12 protein-coding genes and 1 other RNA gene are annotated in these 16,853 nt (G+C 50.4%); 11 read left to right on the forward strand and 2 right to left on the reverse strand.

Features of this window, described 5'->3' with window-relative positions; all coding sequences use genetic code 11:
• Nucleotides 1–177: 177 nt before the first annotated feature.
• The gene (locus Undi14_RS03420) at nucleotides 178–351 is read left to right on the forward strand and encodes a hypothetical protein (protein WP_186884767.1); all 174 of its coding nucleotides are present in this window, start codon (nucleotides 178–180) and stop codon (nucleotides 349–351) included.
• 28 nt (nucleotides 352–379) lie between these two features.
• Here the strand turns inward: Undi14_RS03420 and Undi14_RS03425 are convergent, their stop codons facing one another.
• Nucleotides 380–1,573: an MFS transporter gene (locus Undi14_RS03425; RefSeq protein ID WP_200177903.1), complete on the reverse strand. Its 1,194-nt coding sequence runs from the start codon at nucleotides 1,571–1,573 to the stop codon at nucleotides 380–382.
• An 82-nt stretch (nucleotides 1,574–1,655) separates the two neighbouring features.
• A complete protein-coding gene (locus Undi14_RS03430) occupies nucleotides 1,656–3,362 on the reverse strand; it encodes a thiamine pyrophosphate-binding protein (RefSeq protein WP_200177904.1) in 1,707 nt (568 codons plus the stop codon).
• Between the two features lie 122 nt (nucleotides 3,363–3,484).
• Here Undi14_RS03430 and rnpB point away from each other — a divergent pair.
• From rnpB to murD, 10 genes are all read left to right on the forward strand, one after another.
• Nucleotides 3,485–3,824, forward strand: an RNA gene (gene rnpB, locus Undi14_RS03435) — RNase P RNA component class A.
• A 273-nt stretch (nucleotides 3,825–4,097) separates the two neighbouring features.
• The gene (locus Undi14_RS03440) at nucleotides 4,098–7,292 is read left to right on the forward strand and encodes an EAL domain-containing protein (RefSeq protein ID WP_200177905.1); all 3,195 of its coding nucleotides are present in this window, start codon (nucleotides 4,098–4,100) and stop codon (nucleotides 7,290–7,292) included.
• A gap of 430 nt (nucleotides 7,293–7,722) precedes the next feature.
• Nucleotides 7,723–8,151 (forward strand): division/cell wall cluster transcriptional repressor MraZ, encoded by a 429-nt coding sequence (gene mraZ, locus Undi14_RS03445; protein ID WP_186896379.1) that lies wholly within the window; start codon nucleotides 7,723–7,725, stop codon nucleotides 8,149–8,151.
• A gap of 9 nt (nucleotides 8,152–8,160) precedes the next feature.
• Entirely contained in the window at nucleotides 8,161–9,120 is a 960-nt protein-coding gene (gene rsmH / locus Undi14_RS03450; protein WP_200177906.1) for a 16S rRNA (cytosine(1402)-N(4))-methyltransferase RsmH, read from the forward strand.
• Nucleotides 9,117–9,392, forward strand: coding sequence for a cell division protein FtsL (gene ftsL / locus Undi14_RS03455; protein WP_200177907.1), 276 nt, complete (start codon nucleotides 9,117–9,119; stop codon nucleotides 9,390–9,392). Before rsmH ends, ftsL begins: the two co-directional genes overlap by 4 nt.
• Nucleotides 9,389–11,152, forward strand: a complete 1,764-nt coding sequence (locus tag Undi14_RS03460; protein WP_186896381.1) for a penicillin-binding protein 2 — start codon at nucleotides 9,389–9,391, stop codon at nucleotides 11,150–11,152. The genes ftsL and Undi14_RS03460 overlap by 4 nt, the downstream gene beginning before the upstream one ends.
• Nucleotides 11,152–12,687, forward strand: a complete 1,536-nt coding sequence (locus Undi14_RS03465) for a UDP-N-acetylmuramoyl-L-alanyl-D-glutamate--2,6-diaminopimelate ligase (protein WP_200177908.1) — start codon at nucleotides 11,152–11,154, stop codon at nucleotides 12,685–12,687. Before Undi14_RS03460 ends, Undi14_RS03465 begins: the two co-directional genes overlap by 1 nt.
• Complete coding sequence (gene murF, locus Undi14_RS03470; protein WP_200177909.1) at nucleotides 12,687–14,084, forward strand: UDP-N-acetylmuramoyl-tripeptide--D-alanyl-D-alanine ligase; 1,398 nt, start codon at nucleotides 12,687–12,689, stop codon at nucleotides 14,082–14,084. The genes Undi14_RS03465 and murF overlap by 1 nt, the downstream gene beginning before the upstream one ends.
• A gap of 1 nt (nucleotide 14,085) precedes the next feature.
• Nucleotides 14,086–15,255 (forward strand): phospho-N-acetylmuramoyl-pentapeptide-transferase, encoded by a 1,170-nt coding sequence (gene mraY / locus Undi14_RS03475; protein WP_186884777.1) that lies wholly within the window; start codon nucleotides 14,086–14,088, stop codon nucleotides 15,253–15,255.
• Nucleotides 15,256–15,293: 38 nt separating this feature from the next.
• Complete coding sequence (gene murD / locus Undi14_RS03480) at nucleotides 15,294–16,796, forward strand: UDP-N-acetylmuramoyl-L-alanine--D-glutamate ligase (RefSeq protein ID WP_200177910.1); 1,503 nt, start codon at nucleotides 15,294–15,296, stop codon at nucleotides 16,794–16,796.
• The last annotated feature ends 57 nt before the right edge of the window (nucleotides 16,797–16,853 follow it).

Here is a 16,853-nt window from a genome sequence, read left to right on the forward strand (position 1 = left end):
CACGAATTTTAACGGCAACAAATCTCAGTTGTGTTTATTTATTTGCTTCCGTGCAGTAGAGTCGCACTACCGAACATTGGTTTGCTCACTATTTAATCAGGTGCTGCTATTCGTAAGGTGTGTGCTGGCGAGACGTATGCCACTAACACCCCGGTCATTTCTCAGGGAAGTTCATCGATGAAGATCAGAGTCAAATTGCCAAAACCGCGCAATCCTTTGGCTGTATTAGTGAAACAGCGTAAAGGCGGGGCGCATGGCGCATCTCAACCGGCGCGGGCAGAACGGCGAAAGTACAAGCAACGCTTGCATGGTGTGTTATCTGGTCGGTCCGGTGGGGATGACACCGACTGATTTTTTTGGGGGGATCCGATGTTTACGTTTATTTTTTTTCAGACAGTAACGGCGCGTTGCGAGCTGAATGCACCAATAAACCAATCAGGCTGACGGTGGCAAATGCTGCGCCGGTATAAAAAGTAAAAGTGGAACCCAACTGATCCCACAAAAGACCCGCTACCACGCTGGCTAGCAATAATGCGATACCGCTGACCAGATTGAAAAAGCCAAATGCCGTGCCGCGTAAATCGGATGGTGCACTGGAGGCAACCATACTTGCCAGCAGGCCTTGCGTCATTCCCATATGTATGCCCCAGAGCGTGATGCCAGCTAACAATCCACTCCAGCTCTGGCTGTATCCGAGTATCAGGTCAGAGGCAATCAGTATGACTAATCCGCCAGCGAGCATATGGCGATGAGATAGTCGGTCTGACAATTTGCCAAATGGATAAGCTGTCGCCGCATAGACGAGGTTCATGGCGACCATCACAAGTGGCACCAGCGCGACAGGAACGGATAATTGTTGTGCCCGTAAAATCAGAAATGCTTCGCTGAATCGGGCGAGCGTAAACAAACATCCGAGAGAAACCACCCACCAGTATTCCTGCCCCATCCGTTTCAGATTGTGCTTGCTGAGTGGGTTGCCAAGGCTGGTTTGCGGTCTGGTATCCGTCTCTTGCACACCGACAAACAGCAGCAACATTGCACCCAGACCCGGTATCACTGCAAGCCAGAAAATATGGCGGAAATCGTTTGCCCATAGCAGCATCAGCGCCGTAGCCAGCAGTGGTCCGGCGACGGCACCTATCGTATCCAGCGATTGTCTTAAGCCAAAGGCTTGGCCACGGATTTCTTCCGGCGTAATATCCGTAATGAGTGCATCGCGCGGAGCGCCACGGATACCTTTGCCAGCACGGTCGAGAAGGCGGGCGGTTAACAGCAGCCCCATCCCCTGCGAAAGTGCGAACAGAGGTTTGGAGAAGGCACTGATCCCATAGCCAAACACCGCCAGCATTTTGCGTTTTCCGAGACGATCACTGAGTGCACCGGAAAATACTTTAACCAGCAAGGTCGTTGATTCGGCGATACCGTCAATCACGCCCACCACAAACACACTGATCCCCAGGGTTCCAACCATAAACATCGGCAGCAGGCTATGAATCATTTCTGAAGAAATATCCATCAGCATGCTGACGAAACCGAGGATCCAGATACTTCTGGGAATTTGGGGACGTGTCATGTGTGTTAAGCGAAAATCATCTGCGCCAATGGCGATAAATGCAGGAATTTAATTTATCTGAAACGGATCTGGTCAGTACTGATCATTTTCCCGCATTACGTGCTGTTTGTCGCAGAGTTTCCAGCGTGGCGCCCGGGGTGATCAGATTGCCGTCGTAACGCAGTTCGATCACAGCCGGTAACTGGTGATCGTGCGTATGCTTTAGAGCGCGTTCCAGCGCAGGGCCGAATTCAGCTGTCGTCAGGACGGTTTCTCCACTCGCACCATAAGCGCGGGCCAGTGCGGCAAAATCAGGATTGCGTAATTCCGTGCCGGACACACGTCCCGGAAATTCACGTTCCTGATGCATGCGTATGGTGCCATACATGCCGTTATTGAATACGATAATGATGACGCCAGCGCGGTACTGCACGGCGGTGGCCAGCTCTTGGCCATTCATCATGTATTCCCCATCACCGGCAAATGTGATCGCGCAACGTTCCGGTGCGATGAGTTTGGCCGCTATGCCGGAAGGCACGCTGTAACCCATCGCGCCTGACGTCGGTGCCAGCTGGGTGCGCAGTCCGGCATAACGGAAGTAGCGATGAGCCCAGGTCGCGTAATTGCCTGCGCCATTGGTGATGATGCTGTCCGTCGGTGCCAGCTGCATAATGTTCTGCACCACTTGCCACAGATTGAGCGGCGCATTTTCTTTGGCAAAAATGGCGGGTTCCTGCTGCCAGGCGTGCAGTTCTGCTTTGGCTTCCGCCACGCTGTGCTGCCAGCGGGGGGCGCTTTCTAACTTGCCCTGTTTGCCCAGTTCCGACAGCGCATGCGCGAATTCCTTCATGCCGCTGTTGATCATCAGTGGTGCCTGATACACGCGCCCCAGCTCCAGCGCATCACTGTGTACATGTACCAGAGTTTGTTTTGGCAGCGGCGCTTCGAGCAGGGTATAACCGCCGGTCGTCATTTCACCCAGACGCGGGCCGATCGCGATCACCAGATCGGCTTGCTGTATGCGTTTTGCCAGTTGTGGGTTGATGCCGATGCCGACATCGCCGATGTAGTTAGGATGCGCATTGTCCAGCAAATCCTGAAAACGGAAAGCGCAGGCGACCGGCAAATGATTCAGTTCTGCGAATTCACGCAGCTGCGTGCAGGCGGTCTGATCCCAGCCGCTGCCGCCCAGAATCAGCACGGGGCGCTCAGCCGCCTCCAGCATGCTGCGCAGCTGGCCCAGTTGTGCTGGTGAAGGATAAGCTTGTACCGGCGTGTAATGCAGGGTATCTGCCACTTCCACCGTTTGGGCCAGCATGTCTTCCGGCAGTGCCAGCACCACTGGGCCGGGCCGGCCACTGGTGGCGACCTGGAAGGCACGGGCAATGTATTCAGGTACACGGTCGGCGCGGTCTATCTGTGCCACCCATTTCGCCATGGGGCCAAACATGCGGCGGTAATCGATTTCCTGGAAGGCTTCGCGCTCCACAAAATCATTGCCGACCTGACCGATGAATAAGATCATCGGTGTCGAATCCTGATACGCGGTATGCACGCCTATCGAGGCATTGGTGGCACCCGGCCCGCGCGTGACGAAGCAGATACCGGGCTTGCCGGTCATCTTGCCATAGGCATCGGCCATAAATGCCGCACCACCTTCCTGGCGGTTAATGATGAAGCGTATCGCGCTGTCATGCAGCGCATCCAGCACTGGCAGGTAACTCTCGCCGGGTACACCAAAAATAGTATCGACACCGTGAATTTGCAAAGCATCGACAATTAACTGACCACCCGAGCGAGATTTCAACATGACAGTAATAGCTAAAAAGGAAAAACCATACGCTAACAGAAAGCTTGCCGAATTTGCAGCGCTATTGATGAGTCACGACGAATTGCGAACGAATTGCGGGTGAGTAGAGTAAAATAGCGCCCGAAGCAGGCCAGACAATCGCTGGTTGCCATAGCAATATGGTGACGGGAGGAAGGTCCGGACTCCATAGAGCAGGGTGACGGCTAACGGCCGTACGTTGAAAGCCGCAAGGTATAAGACGAGGAATAGGGCCACAGAGACGAGCGTATTAAGTTACGGTGAAACGCGGTAACCTCCACCCGGAGCAATTTCAAATAGGCACGCGTTGAGGTGGCTCGCGGAGCGTGCGGGTAGAAAGCTTGAGCGGCGGAGCAATCCATCGCCTAGAGGAATGATTGTCATAGTCGGTCATAGCAATATGAAAGACCGTAACAGAATCCGGCCTACCGGCCTGCTTTACTTCTTTTTCCATTGGTCGTCGCCAGGCGCAGACGACCGCTATCTGTCAGAATCATCTCTGACACAACTCCAGATACCGCACCATGTTCATTTTTTGCAGCATTACGCGATTGCGCTTCTGTTTGTTGTAAATCGGACTAATTCAAAAAAACTGGTGTTACACTCACTTGCCGCAATACAATCCGGTTTATATGCACAGCTTGCTGGCTAATATCCTGTCTGAGAATTGCAAACGCCTGTTCTGAATACCTATTAACGATAAATTATTCCAGACTCATGGAAAACCGAGGCAAAAATAAAGAACGGATTATTCCCCTGAAGATATTTGCCTTTTGCACTTGTCTGATTCTTGCCATCATTGTGGCGCAGAGCTGGTGGTCGATTGCCGAAGATAAAAATCTGACCTTGTCTGACGCCCAGCAGGATAGTTACTTCACCGTCCGTATTCTTGAAGAGCATGCCAATCGCGCATTAAGTGAAGTTGTTCAGTTGATGGATGCGATCAGTGAACAGGTCGTTACTTACCCGCCTGAAAAAGATACCCAGAAAAGCACGTCGGAACAGATTTTAGCGAATCAACGTCACCATTCGCAGTTATTGAGTGCGGTATCGCTGTTTGATACACAGGGGCGGCATATTGCTTCTGATTTTATCGATAGCTCATCTCAGCAGCTTCTGGCAACACCACCGTTATCGCCACAGTTGCATGTGACATCGCTCATCAGTAATCCCGCCGATACGCAATTAAGAGTGGGGGCCGCGATCAAGTTGACAGGTTCTGATCAGTGGATATTACCGGTTGCGAGAAACGTGATGGGGCTGAATGGCCAGCGTGCTGGCATTCTTGAAGTGCAAATGCGCCTCAACTATCTACAAGAATTTTATGAATTGGTTGCACGCGGCAGCGTGGCATCGGTCTCACTTCATGATTTGAACGGAATCGTCCTGACCGGGGCACCAGCTGATAATTATATTTTTAATCGTAGTCTTAAGCAGCCAGCTTTATTGTCGGCGATCGTCGATGGCTCCAGAGAGGGATCGCTTTATGGTGGTGCATTACAGGACGGCAGCGGTGAATTTTTGTATACCTACCGGAAAGTCGCAGGATTCCCACTGACGCTGTTATATGCACGCAATGTCGAAAATATTTTGTCTGATTGGAAGAACAGGGTCAGGCATAAAATGCTGTACACATCAGCGACGCTTATTCTTATCCTCATTTTGATCTGGCTCTTGTTAAGGCAGGTGCAGCAGTTAAATCACTCCCGCCTCCGGATAGAGGCAAGTGAGGAGCGATATCGGTTGCTGTTTAGCGGCGCAGAAGATGCGATTTTGCTGATTAATCAGGATCATCGTTATGTCGATTGCAATCCCGCTGCCGTCAGGTTGTTTGGCGTTAGCAGTGTCGCCGATATCGTCGGTCACAAAGCGGGTGAGTTTTCATCCATATTGCAAGCGATGCCGGGCACGTCGCAAACTGACGGTGATACCTTGATTGATCAATTCATCGAACGTGCTTTTGATGGTGTTCCTCAGCGTTTTGAATCGATCATGGAGAGAGAGGGAAATACCCTGTACAACGAGGTGACTCTCAGCCTGGTTGAGTTAAATGGCGAGAGGCTGTTGTTTTGTACCGAGAGAGACATCAGCGCCCAGAAATATTCAGAACAATTGCTGGAGGCACAGAATCATCTGTTGCAACTGATCGGTGCGAATGAAGATCCGCTGTTTATTCTGAGCTCAGTCTGTGATTTTGTCGAAAAATTACGGCCATTCTGGTGTGTGGGAATTCAGTTACTGGCCGATGATCAGAGAACTTTTATTCAAAGTGTCGGACGCGGTTTTCCTGACATATTATCGAAACAGATCGTCGATATGCCGGTTGCGCATGGCAGTGGGATTTGGAGCGAAGCTGTATTAGTCGCCTGCCCGGTGCAGCTCAGTAATTTTCAGCAAGCGCCATCGATGCAGTTCGTCAACGATCTGGAAGCGTTGGGTAAAATAAATGCTGGCAGTGCATGGCCGTTGATGGATAAGCATGGCCACATATTAGGCAGTTTCACGGTGTTACTGGCGGAATCGCAAGAATTAAGCGATGACGATATGAGTTTGATTGGCATCATGATCGAGATCGCCACGATCGCGATTGAAGGTCGCCGCTCCGAGAAAAAAATACTGCAACTTGCGCATTATGACGAGCTTACTGGTTTACCCAACCGTTTTTTATATCATCAGCATCTCGCCAAAGCTTTGGCACTGGCGGAGCGAAACAACTGTCAGCTTGCGGTGCTTTTTCTCGATCTGGACCGATTTAAGAATATTAACGACACCTTTGGTCATGATGAAGGTGATCGTGTCTTGCGCAGTATTTCTCAACGTTTCCGACAGGTCTTAAGGGAATCGGACATTATTGCCAGAGTTGGCGGTGATGAGTTTATTTTGCTGATTGATCAATTCAGTGACCCACGTGATTTGGGGGACGTCGCGGACAAACTGTTATTCGAAGCATCGCAACCATTTGAAATTCATGGTCAGGAATGTCAACTCAGCGCCAGCATTGGTATTGCCACTTTCCCTGCAGATGGACACGATGCGCAAACTCTGCTGAAAAATGCGGATATTGCGATGTACAGAGCCAAAAATAAGGGCAAGGATAATTACCAGTTTTATGCATCTGAAATGAATACGCACACAATTGAGCAGTTAGCTTTTGAGGCTCGTTTGCGTAAGGCTTTAGAGAGACTGGAATTTGTTGTGTATTATCAGCCTAAGATTTCACTGCAGACCGGAAAGATCGTCGGAGCCGAAGCTTTGGTTCGCTGGGATCATCCTGAGCGTGGAATTCTTTATCCCGGAGATTTTATTGAATTGGCGGAAGAGACGGGCTTAATTAGCCGGCTCGGCATGCTCGTGCTCGATATTGCCTGTCGCGATGTGCTGAGCTTCCGTCAGATGGACAGTGATTTTGGGCGGATTGCAATTAATTTATCAGGCTCGCAATTCAATGATCCTCAGCTTTTAGATGAAATTAAGGGTATCGTCGATTTCTGGCGGGTGCCTGCCGATGCCATTGAATTTGAGATCACGGAAAGTATGGTGATGCATAACCGTGAGCAGGCGATAGTGTTGATGGATGGCTTCAGGTCGGCGGGTTTCAGCCTTTCCATCGATGATTTCGGTACCGGTTATTCTTCCCTGGCTTATCTGAAACGATTTCCTGTTGATAGTGTGAAGGTGGATCGTTCATTTATCAAAGATATCCCGGATGACCCGAATGACACCGCGATCGTATTAGCCATCGTCGCGATGGCGCACACCCTGGGACTAAAAGTTATTGCTGAAGGTGTCGACGCGCAGACGCAGCTGGCAATTCTGACTGACTTTAAGTGCGACGAATATCAGGGCTTTTATTTTAGTAAAGCGGTGCCTGCAAAAGAATTTCTTCAACTGCTGCAACAGCAAGTGAATTAAAGTCATCGCCTTATTCAAAAGGCGATCTTTACTTGTGATCTCTCTCATTTCATCTTTGTCGCTGGAAATGAAGGCGAACGTCGGCAAACACGGTCGCAACATCCTCAAAATTACCCTAAGAGATCCAATGACGCAGGATTTTAAGCTCTTTATTCCTCCGCGTATTACAAGCCACTTTCACTATCTTCCGTAACTCATTAATTTTATTCAGTTATTTGAATAAATTAACTTTCTCGATAGTTGCGCTAAGTCATTGACTTCATTAAAGAAACTGCTGTTTTTCTGAGTAATTTCACTTGACCATGTTGATAGCATCCTCTAAAGTGGGAAACAGTGTGAGAAAGTGTAATTTTGTGGGATAAATCCCTAATTTTCATTTATCTTCGCAAACTGAGTCATATCAATCCAAGTCCAGGTAAAAGGTAAAAGCGTGTTCCAGGGTCCATCCGCACTCAATCTCGATGCGAAAGGCAGAATGTCAATTCCTGCCCGCTATCGTGATGCCCTGAGCGAACAATACGAGGGTCACATCACCCTGACCCGCCATCCTGACGGGTGCCTGTTGCTGTTTCCGCGTCCGACCTGGGAATCTCATCGTGAGCAAATCGCCGCCTGGCCTATCCAGGCGCGTGACTGGAAGCGTATTTTTCTGGGGAATGCATTTGACGTCGATATGGATAGTGCTGGCCGTATTTTGCTGGCACCAGAGCTGCGTAATGCCGTTGGTATTCAGCGCGACATCATGATGCTGGGCATGGGTAGCCATTTTGAAATATGGGATGCCGGTAAGCTTGCCGAAAATGAAGCCAACGCGAAAGCGGCTGGCGCTCCTGATGTATTAAACAATTTTACTTTCTGATCGCGGGCAATGACGATACAGCAGGCGACAGAATATACCCATACAACTGTGCTCTTGAATGAGGCAGTGGATGCACTCGGCATAGCCGGTGAACGGACAAATGGTATCTACATTGACGGCACGTTCGGGCGAGGTGGGCATAGTCGCCTGATCCTGCAACAGCTCGGACCGAAAGGTCGTCTGATTGCTTTTGATAAAGATGCGCAGGCGATTGCCAGTGCAGCTGAAATCAGCGATCCCCGTTTTCATATTGTGCATGACAGTTTTGCGGCAATGACCGCTGCGCTCGAAGAACTCGGCGTCAGTAAAGTGGACGGTATCTTGATGGATCTGGGTATTTCATCACCGCAAGTGGATGACGCGAGCCGTGGTTTTAGTTTCCGCTCAGACGGTCCGCTTGATATGCGGATGGATACCAGTCGTGGCATGTCTGCTGCTGAATGGCTGGCAGTGGAAGAAGAAGAAAAAATCAGGGAGGTGATAAAAAATTATGGGGAAGAACGGTTTGCTTTTCAGATTGCAAAGGCGATTGTTGCTCGCCGGCAAACGGAGTCCATTACTGGAACCCGACAACTCGCCGAACTTGTCGCGCACGCCGTCAAAACTCGCGAGAAGGGCAAGGACCCGGCAACTCGCACCTTTCAGGCTATACGGATTTTCGTCAATAAGGAGCTTGAAGATCTCGAGATAGGTCTTGATGCTGCTTTTGCTGCGCTCTCTCCTTTCGGGCGAATGTCAGTGATCAGTTTTCATTCTCTGGAAGACCGGATAGTGAAGCAGTTTTTTGCTTCTAAAGTGAAACTTGAGCAGCCAGACCGGCGCTTGCCTATCCGTCACGTCGATTTACCGCAAGCACAAATGCGTTTACTGAACCGGATTAAGCCTTCTGAAGCCGAGGTGGTTGCTAATCCTCGTGCGCGCTCGGCGATCTTGCGTATTGCTGAACGTTTGCCAGAGGTGCTGAAATGATCACGCGCGTGAACTTTTTTCTGGCAATCGCATTGATCGCTTGCGCTTTGTCTCTGATTAATTCTCAGTATCAGGCTCGACGTTTGTTTATTGAGCTCGAGCGTGAGCAAAGTCTCAGCAAACAATATGAATTGCAATGGACCCAATTGAAATTGGATCAATCCACTTTTGGTAAACACTCGCGCATTGAGGAAACCGCGAGCAAGGAACTGAACATGGTGCCGGTCACGCCGGCGCGTACCCAATATCTGAAAGCGGCGGAGCTGAAATGAGCCGTGCTGGGAACATGTCGCGCACAGCTGCTTCACGCGGTGTTTCATTTTCTTCCAATCCGGTGTTGGAAGTGAAATTGCCTATCTGGCGTTCCCGGCTGGTTTTATTTTTATTATTCGGCGCTTTTTTTGCGCTGATCGCCCGTGCTTTGTGGCTGCAGGGAATGACGACGGATTTTTTGCAGAAGCAGGGAGCTAATCGATATGCCCGCACATTAGAGCTACCGGCAACCCGCGGAAAAATCACAGACCGGAATGGTCAGGTGCTGGCGTCATCGGTACCAGTAAAGGCGATATGGGCGATCCCCGACGATGTTCTGGAAGCGCCCAAAGATAAAATCCGACAACTCGCAGCCTTACTCGATATGAGTGAGGCTGAGTTACGTAAGAAACTCGATTCTGATCGCCAGTTTGTGTATCTGAAGCGGCAGGTAGAACCGCAAATATCCGACAAAATTCAGGCGCTTGCTATTCCTGGTGTTGAAACCCGCAAAGAGTACAAGCGTTTTTATCCTGAGGGGGAAGTCATGGCACACGTCGTCGGCTTCACGAATGTGGAAGATATCGGGCAGGAAGGAATTGAGCTTGCCTCGGAAAAAAATCTGGCAGGCAAAACGGGTAGCCGTCGCGTCATTAAAGACCGCCTTGGTCGCATCGTTGAAGATATCCGTGCTATTCGTGAACCACATGATGGCAAAGAGCTGACCTTGTCGCTGGATAGTAAGATTCAGTATATTGCTTACACCCATTTAAAAGATGCAGTAGAAAAACACAAGGCAAAAGCTGGCGGCGCCGTTGTGCTTGATGTACACACCGGAGAGGTTTTGGCTCTGGTGAATTTGCCCAGCTATAACCCGAACGACCGCTCGGTATTGACCGGTGCGCAGTTGCGTAATCGCGTTATTACCGATACGTTCGAGCCGGGTTCGACTATGAAGCCCTTCACCGTTGCACTGGCGCTTGAGACCGGACGGGTTACTCCGGATACCGTATTTCAGACCGCACCGGGTTATATGACGATAGGCCCTGCTGTAATTCATGACGCCCATAAAGAATCTGTGCTGACCGTTGCGCAGATTATCCAGAAATCCTCGAATATCGGCGTCGCCAAAATGGCGTTACAAATGCCACCTAAGGAAATGTGGGAGTTGTTTACCACCTTAGGTTTTGGTCAGCAGCCGAAAATTGGTTTTCCCGGTGCCGTTGCCGGTCGTTTGCGTAATTATAAAAATTGGCGGCCCATCGAGCAGGCGACGATGAGCTACGGCCATGGACTGTCGGTGTCCTTGCTGCAAATGGCGCGTGCGTATACGATTTTTGCGCGCAACGGCGACATGATACCGATCACATTTCAAAAAACTAGTGATGCTCCGGCAGCGCAGCGGGTCATTTCCGACAAAACAGCGCAGCAATTGCGCGTCATGATGGAATCGGTAACACAGCCGGGTGGTACCGCAACGCAGGCGCGTGTGCCCGGCTATCGCGTTGCCGGAAAAACCGGTACTGCACATAAGATAGAAGGTGGTCGCTACGTGAATAAATATGTCGGCGACTTTATTGGCTTTGCTCCGGTATCGAATCCACGAGTCATCGTTGCTGTGATGATTGATGAACCAAGCGCTGGCGGTCATTTTGGCGGTATCGTCGCCGCCCCGGTTTTTGCTGCAATCACCGCGAACGTATTGCGCTCTATGAACGTGCCACCTGATTCATCTGTCACCAGCATCATTCCTGACAATAGCGTGCAGGAGAGCATGTAATGACCAATAAAAAAATATCCATTAACGAGATTGTTAACTGGCTGCGGAAAGTCGCACCTGACGCACAGTTGTGCTCGAATTCGGCAAAAATCATTACTGGCGATGTGTTTTTTGCTGCCCGCACGCATCATGGTGATGGCCGCAAATATATTCCTGATGCGCTTGCTCGTGGCGCAATTGCAGTTGTATATGACGTTGCGGATGGCGACACTTTCGTGTGGGATGAGAGGATTTCTGTTCCGCATTTTGCAGTGCCGGATTTATCTCAGCAACTCGGGTTGATCGCCAACGAGTGGTATGGCAATCCAGATCGGGCTATGTTCAGCGTCGCTGTGACCGGCACCAACGGTAAGACATCCTGCAGTCAGTGGCTGGCAAAAGCGCTGTCAATGGAAAAGTGTGACACCGCAGTGATAGGCACACTGGGAATCGGCATTTATCATCAGGGTGTATTAGGACAGTTATCAGAAACGGGCTTTACAACGCCAGACGCAATCAGTTTGCAACGCGAGTTGTCTGTGATGCAGAAGAATGGTGCAGAGGTGCTGGCGATAGAAGCATCCTCCATTGGTCTGGATCAGGGGCGGCTGAATGGCTTACATATTGACGTCGCTTTATTCACTAATCTGACACGCGATCACCTTGATTATCACGGTGATATGGATGCCTATGCCGCCGCCAAACAACGCTTGTTTGACTTGAATAGTTTGACGACCGCCATCATCAATCTCGACGACGTGTTCGGGCTTCAACTTTTAGCGCATTTGCAGCAGGCACGGCCAGACGTGCGTTTGATGACTTACAGCCTAGAAAAATCAAGTTACGAAGGTACTGCTTTACTGAGCGCCAGTAATTTGAAAACAACGCATGCCGGAACCAGCTTTCATCTCGAATCGCCGTTTGGCTCCGGTCTGGTGAAAACACAACTGATAGGCCGGTTTAATGTCAGCAACATTCTTGGCGTCCTCGCTGTTCTGCTGAGCAAAGGAATTCCTTTGCCGAAAGCGTTGGCGCTGATAGAGAAATTACCGCCGGTGCCAGGTCGCATGCAATTAGCCGGTACTGCCGGACATGTAATGGTCGTGATTGATTACGCCCACACACCGGATGCCCTTGAAAAGACTCTTGAAGCTTTGCGCCTCGTCGCGGATGAGCGCAGTGGACAACTATGGTGTGTCTTTGGTTGTGGCGGTGATCGAGATCCAGGCAAGCGTCCACAGATGGGACGGATATCGGAGCAAGCGGATCACGTGATTGTCACCAGCGACAATCCGCGCAGCGAAGATCCCTCAAATATCATCGGGCAGATTGTGGCAGGGATGAGTAAAACTCCCCACATCATCGAAGACCGGGCAAACGCAATTTTGTACGCAATTAAACACGCTGGTGATCAGGATGTGGTACTGCTGGCAGGCAAAGGCCATGAAACCTATCAGGATATCAATGGTAAGAAATGGCCATTTTCAGATGAAGAACATGCTGCGCTTGCGCTGGCAACCGTGGCAACCAGCGGCAACATGAAGAGAGGTAGCTGATGCATTTTACTCTTCAACAATTGCAGCCAGTGCTGACATCCGCGACCATGACAGCGGACGCAGCGGTCACAGGTTTAACCACCGATAGCCGCAAAATTAAGGCGGGGGATTTGTTTGTCGCCTTGCGTGGTGAAAATTTTGATGCCCATGATTTCCTCACGCAGGTTGCCAATTCAGGCGCAGTCGCCGTCGTGGCAGAGCGGATTCCGGAACATTTCACTTTACCTGCACTGATCGTGCCGGATACCAAACTGGCATTAGCTGAAATCGGCCGATACTGGCGACAACAATTTATGTTGCCTGTCATCGGGGTGACTGGCAGTAACGGTAAAACGACCGTTAAAGAAATGATTTCATCGATTCTGAGCGTGGCTTTTGGTGTCGAATGTCGTTTAGCGACCAGCGGCAATCTGAATAATGAAATCGGCGTACCGCTGACTATCCTTGGTCTCAACCCATCGCACCGGGCAGCAGTGATAGAAATGGGTATGAATCATCCCGGGGAAATTGCCTTGCTGGCCTCAGTTGCGCTGCCGACAGTCGTCTTGGTTAATAACGCCCAGCGTGAACATCAGGAGTTTATGCAGACGGTGAAAGCTGTCGCTGAAGAAAATGGTGCAGCTATAAGAGCGCTGCCAGATGACGGTGTTGCTGTTATTCCTGCAGAGGATGAATATTGTTCTTTGTGGCAGCAATATGCGGCAGAACGCGGCCAACGTAAGGTCATACGCTTTGGCTTAAACAGCGATGTCGAAGTCCATGCCAGTTTTGTGGCGACCCCATTCGGTAGTGAAGTCAACATGCATATAGCAGGCCGCTCGTCTGAGGTTCATTTGCAGGCAGCCGGTCAGCACAATGTATTGAATGCGCTCGCTGCCGCCGCGTGCTGCCACGCGATAGGAATTTCTGACGAATTAATCGTTGCTGGCCTGGAGAATTTCAGCCCGGTGAATGGCCGTTTGCAGCGTAAGCAAGCCAGCTGTGGCGCGATGGTGATTGACGATACCTACAATGCCAATCCGGATTCTGTACGTGCCGCAATCGATGTGCTGACGCAGATCGGCGGAGCTACTGTTCTGGTACTGGGTGACATGGGTGAAGTGGGCGAAAACGGCGCTCAGTTTCATAAAGAGATCGGCGAATATGCCAAAGCTCAGGGTATTACAGAGCTGTATTTACTTGGTGATCTGGTCGCCCATACGGCAAGGGCATATGCCGGGGCACACTATTTCACCGATATACAGGATTTATTCAGAGCCTTAGACAGCGGTATTCATCAGGAAAAGACAGTACTGGTCAAAGGCTCACGTTTCATGAAAATGGAACGCGTTGTCAGCCATTTGTTGGCGGCGGACGACGGCACTTCAACACAACAAAAAATAACAGGAACTCATTAGCATGTTGCTCTGGTTGGCAGAAATTTTTAAACAGGATCTGGGGCTGCTACGCGTCTTCGGTTTTATCACGTTCCGCGCAGTATTTGCGACCATGACCGCGTTAGCGATCGGCATTTTTGCCGGGCCAGCGGTGATCCGTATGCTGACTCGCCTGAAAGTCGGTCAGGCCGTGCGTTCGTATGGCATGGAAACGCATCTGGTGAAGTCCGGTACACCAACGATGGGCGGTGTGTTGATTTTGATTTCGATTGCGGTGTCCACGCTGCTGTGGTCTGACTTGAGTAACCGCTTCATCTGGGTCGTGTTGATCGTGACTCTTGGTTACGGTGCGGTCGGTTGGGTTGATGATTATCGCAAGGTAGTCTACAAAGATCCGGAAGGTATGCGTTCGCGCGAAAAATATTTCTGGCAATCATTGATCGGTATTGCTGCTGCGTTTTATCTCGCATTCTCGGTATCGGCACCAAGTAATTCCAAGATTCTTGAATTGCTGTTTGCGTGGGTGCAATCGGGTTTCAGTATGGATTTACCGCCGAAGGCAGATTTGATTGTGCCGTTTTTTAAATCGATCAGCTATCCACTCGGCGTCTGGGGCTTTATCGCACTGACGTATTGCGTGATTGTCGGCACCAGTAATGCAGTGAATTTCACGGATGGACTCGATGGCCTTGCCATCATGCCAGTGATTATGGTTGGTACAGCATTAGGTTTGTTTGCCTATTTGTCCGGACATATCGGTTACTCGAAATATCTGTTGATTCCGCATATCCCGGGGGCAGGTGAATTGCTGATTTTCTGCGGCGCGATGACCGGTGCCGGTCTCGCATTCCTGTGGTTTAACGCTCACCCGGCGCAGGTGTTTATGGGCGACGTCGGTGCATTGGCGCTGGGTGGTGCGCTTGGCACGCTAGCGGTAATCGTCAGACAGGAAATCGTTCTGTTCATTATGGGCGGCATTTTTGTCGCGGAAACACTGTCGATTATCTTGCAAGTGTCTTACTTTAAATTTACTAAAAAACGATTTGGTGAGGGCCGCCGTTTATTTTTGATGGCACCTCTGCATCATCATTTTGAGAAAAAAGGCTGGAAGGAAACGCAGGTGGTCGTGCGTTTCTGGATCATCACGATGTTGCTGGTATTGGTTGGCTTATCTTCACTGAAGTTACGTTGAAGTCTGGTTTTGTTATTTTCTGGCAGAAGTAAGGGTTTATGAATTTTTCTGAAAAACACGTATTAGTCCTGGGACTGGGAGAATCCGGTCTCGCAATGGCACGCTGGTTGTTGCGTGCCGGGGCTCGTCTGCGTGTTGCGGATACCCGCTCTGCACCGGAACGTTTAACGGCGTTACGCGTTTTGAGCGATCAGATTGAGTTCATTTGCGGTGAGTTTTCTGCAGAATTGCTGAACGATATAGATTTTGTGGCAGTCAGCCCCGGTCTTGCTCCCGCGCGCGAACTGCGTGACATCATTCCGGCGGCTGCTGCGCAGAATATCCCGCTGTGGGGCGAGATCGAGTTATTTGCGCAAGCCTTGCTGACGCTGAAAGAAGAGCGTGCTTATCAGCCAAAAGTGATTGCGATTACCGGTACGAATGGTAAAACTACAGTGACCAGTCTGGTTGGCTTATTGTGCGAACGCGCTGGTTTATCAACCCGTGTCGCTGGTAATATCAGTCCGGCAGTTCTTGATGTCTTGTACGAAGTGATGGAACAAGACGTTCTGCCACAAGTATGGGTGCTGGAATTATCCAGTTTTCAGTTGCACACGACATTCAGTCTGAATGCGGATGTGGCGACCGTGCTTAATATCACCCAGGATCACCTCGACTGGCATGGCAGCATGCAAGCCTATTGCGCTGATAAAGCGAGGATTTTCGGTGAGACAACGATACAAGTCCTGAATCGTGACGACGTTTTGGTGATGTCTATGTTGAAGCCACAGGCGGCGGTAATCAGTTTTGGTGTTGATGCACCAGAGCATATCGGTGATCTTGGTCTGCTGAATGAACATGGAATGGGCTGGTTGGCGGTTTCTGTTGCGGCGGAAGATGTACCCGTCGTCACCAGTCGTCGGAAGAAAAAAGAAGCAGAAGAAATTCCGTGCATGATCACGCGACTGATGCCAACGGACGCTTTGCAGATTCGCGGGCAGCACAATGCAGCGAATGCGCTTGCAGCACTGGCATTATGTCGTGGCATAGGTCTTTCATTTGCGCCTTTGCTGCACGGCTTACGTGAATATAAAGGCGAGCCGCACCGGGTTGAACTCATCAATAGTGTTGGCGGTGTTGATTACATCGATGACAGTAAAGGAACGAATGTCGGCGCAACTGTCGCCGCCTTAAAAGGCTTGGGGCAGCAGGCTGACGGATTCGACAAACGTATCATTCTGATTGCGGGTGGTGAGGGCAAGGGACAGGATTTTTCTCCATTGGCAGATGTGGTCGGACGATATGCGAAGAGTGTATTGTTGATCGGTAAAGCGAAGGACGATATTCGTCAGGCGATTTCTACAACGCAGGTTGAGACTCAGGAATTTAACAGTCTGGAGCTTGCGGTGCAGGCGGCGGCAGATGTTGCAAAAGAGGGCGATATTGTTCTGCTGTCCCCTGCTTGTGCGAGTCTGGACATGTTCCGTAACTATGCGCACCGGTCCGAGGTCTTTGCTGATGCAGTGCGTGAAGTAGCATTGTCACGCGGGGAGATTTGCTGATGAAGCAATTGCTCCTGCCAATACAGCGATGGCTGCCATTTTCGGCTCCGGGTCCGG

Origin of the sequence: Undibacterium sp. 14-3-2 (assembly GCF_016595265.1) — a bacterium.
GTDB classification, from domain to species: domain Bacteria; phylum Pseudomonadota; class Gammaproteobacteria; order Burkholderiales; family Burkholderiaceae_D; genus Undibacterium; species Undibacterium aquatile.

Coding starts and splice junctions, on each gene's coding strand:
- Undi14_RS03430 (WP_200177904.1), bottom strand. CDS start 3,362: ATGTTGAAATCTCGCTCGGGTGGTCAGTTAATTGTCGATGCTTTGCAA.
- Undi14_RS03440 (WP_200177905.1), top strand. CDS start 4,098: ATGGAAAACCGAGGCAAAAATAAAGAACGGATTATTCCCCTGAAGATA.
- ftsL (WP_200177907.1), top strand. CDS start 9,117: ATGATCACGCGCGTGAACTTTTTTCTGGCAATCGCATTGATCGCTTGC.
- murD (WP_200177910.1), top strand. CDS start 15,294: ATGAATTTTTCTGAAAAACACGTATTAGTCCTGGGACTGGGAGAATCC.
- Undi14_RS03460 (WP_186896381.1), top strand. CDS start 9,389: ATGAGCCGTGCTGGGAACATGTCGCGCACAGCTGCTTCACGCGGTGTT.
- Undi14_RS03465 (WP_200177908.1), top strand. CDS start 11,152: ATGACCAATAAAAAAATATCCATTAACGAGATTGTTAACTGGCTGCGG.
- murF (WP_200177909.1), top strand. CDS start 12,687: ATGCATTTTACTCTTCAACAATTGCAGCCAGTGCTGACATCCGCGACC.
- Undi14_RS03420 (WP_186884767.1), top strand. CDS start 178: ATGAAGATCAGAGTCAAATTGCCAAAACCGCGCAATCCTTTGGCTGTA.
- mraY (WP_186884777.1), top strand. CDS start 14,086: ATGTTGCTCTGGTTGGCAGAAATTTTTAAACAGGATCTGGGGCTGCTA.
- rsmH (WP_200177906.1), top strand. CDS start 8,161: ATGACGATACAGCAGGCGACAGAATATACCCATACAACTGTGCTCTTG.
- Undi14_RS03425 (WP_200177903.1), bottom strand. CDS start 1,573: ATGACACGTCCCCAAATTCCCAGAAGTATCTGGATCCTCGGTTTCGTC.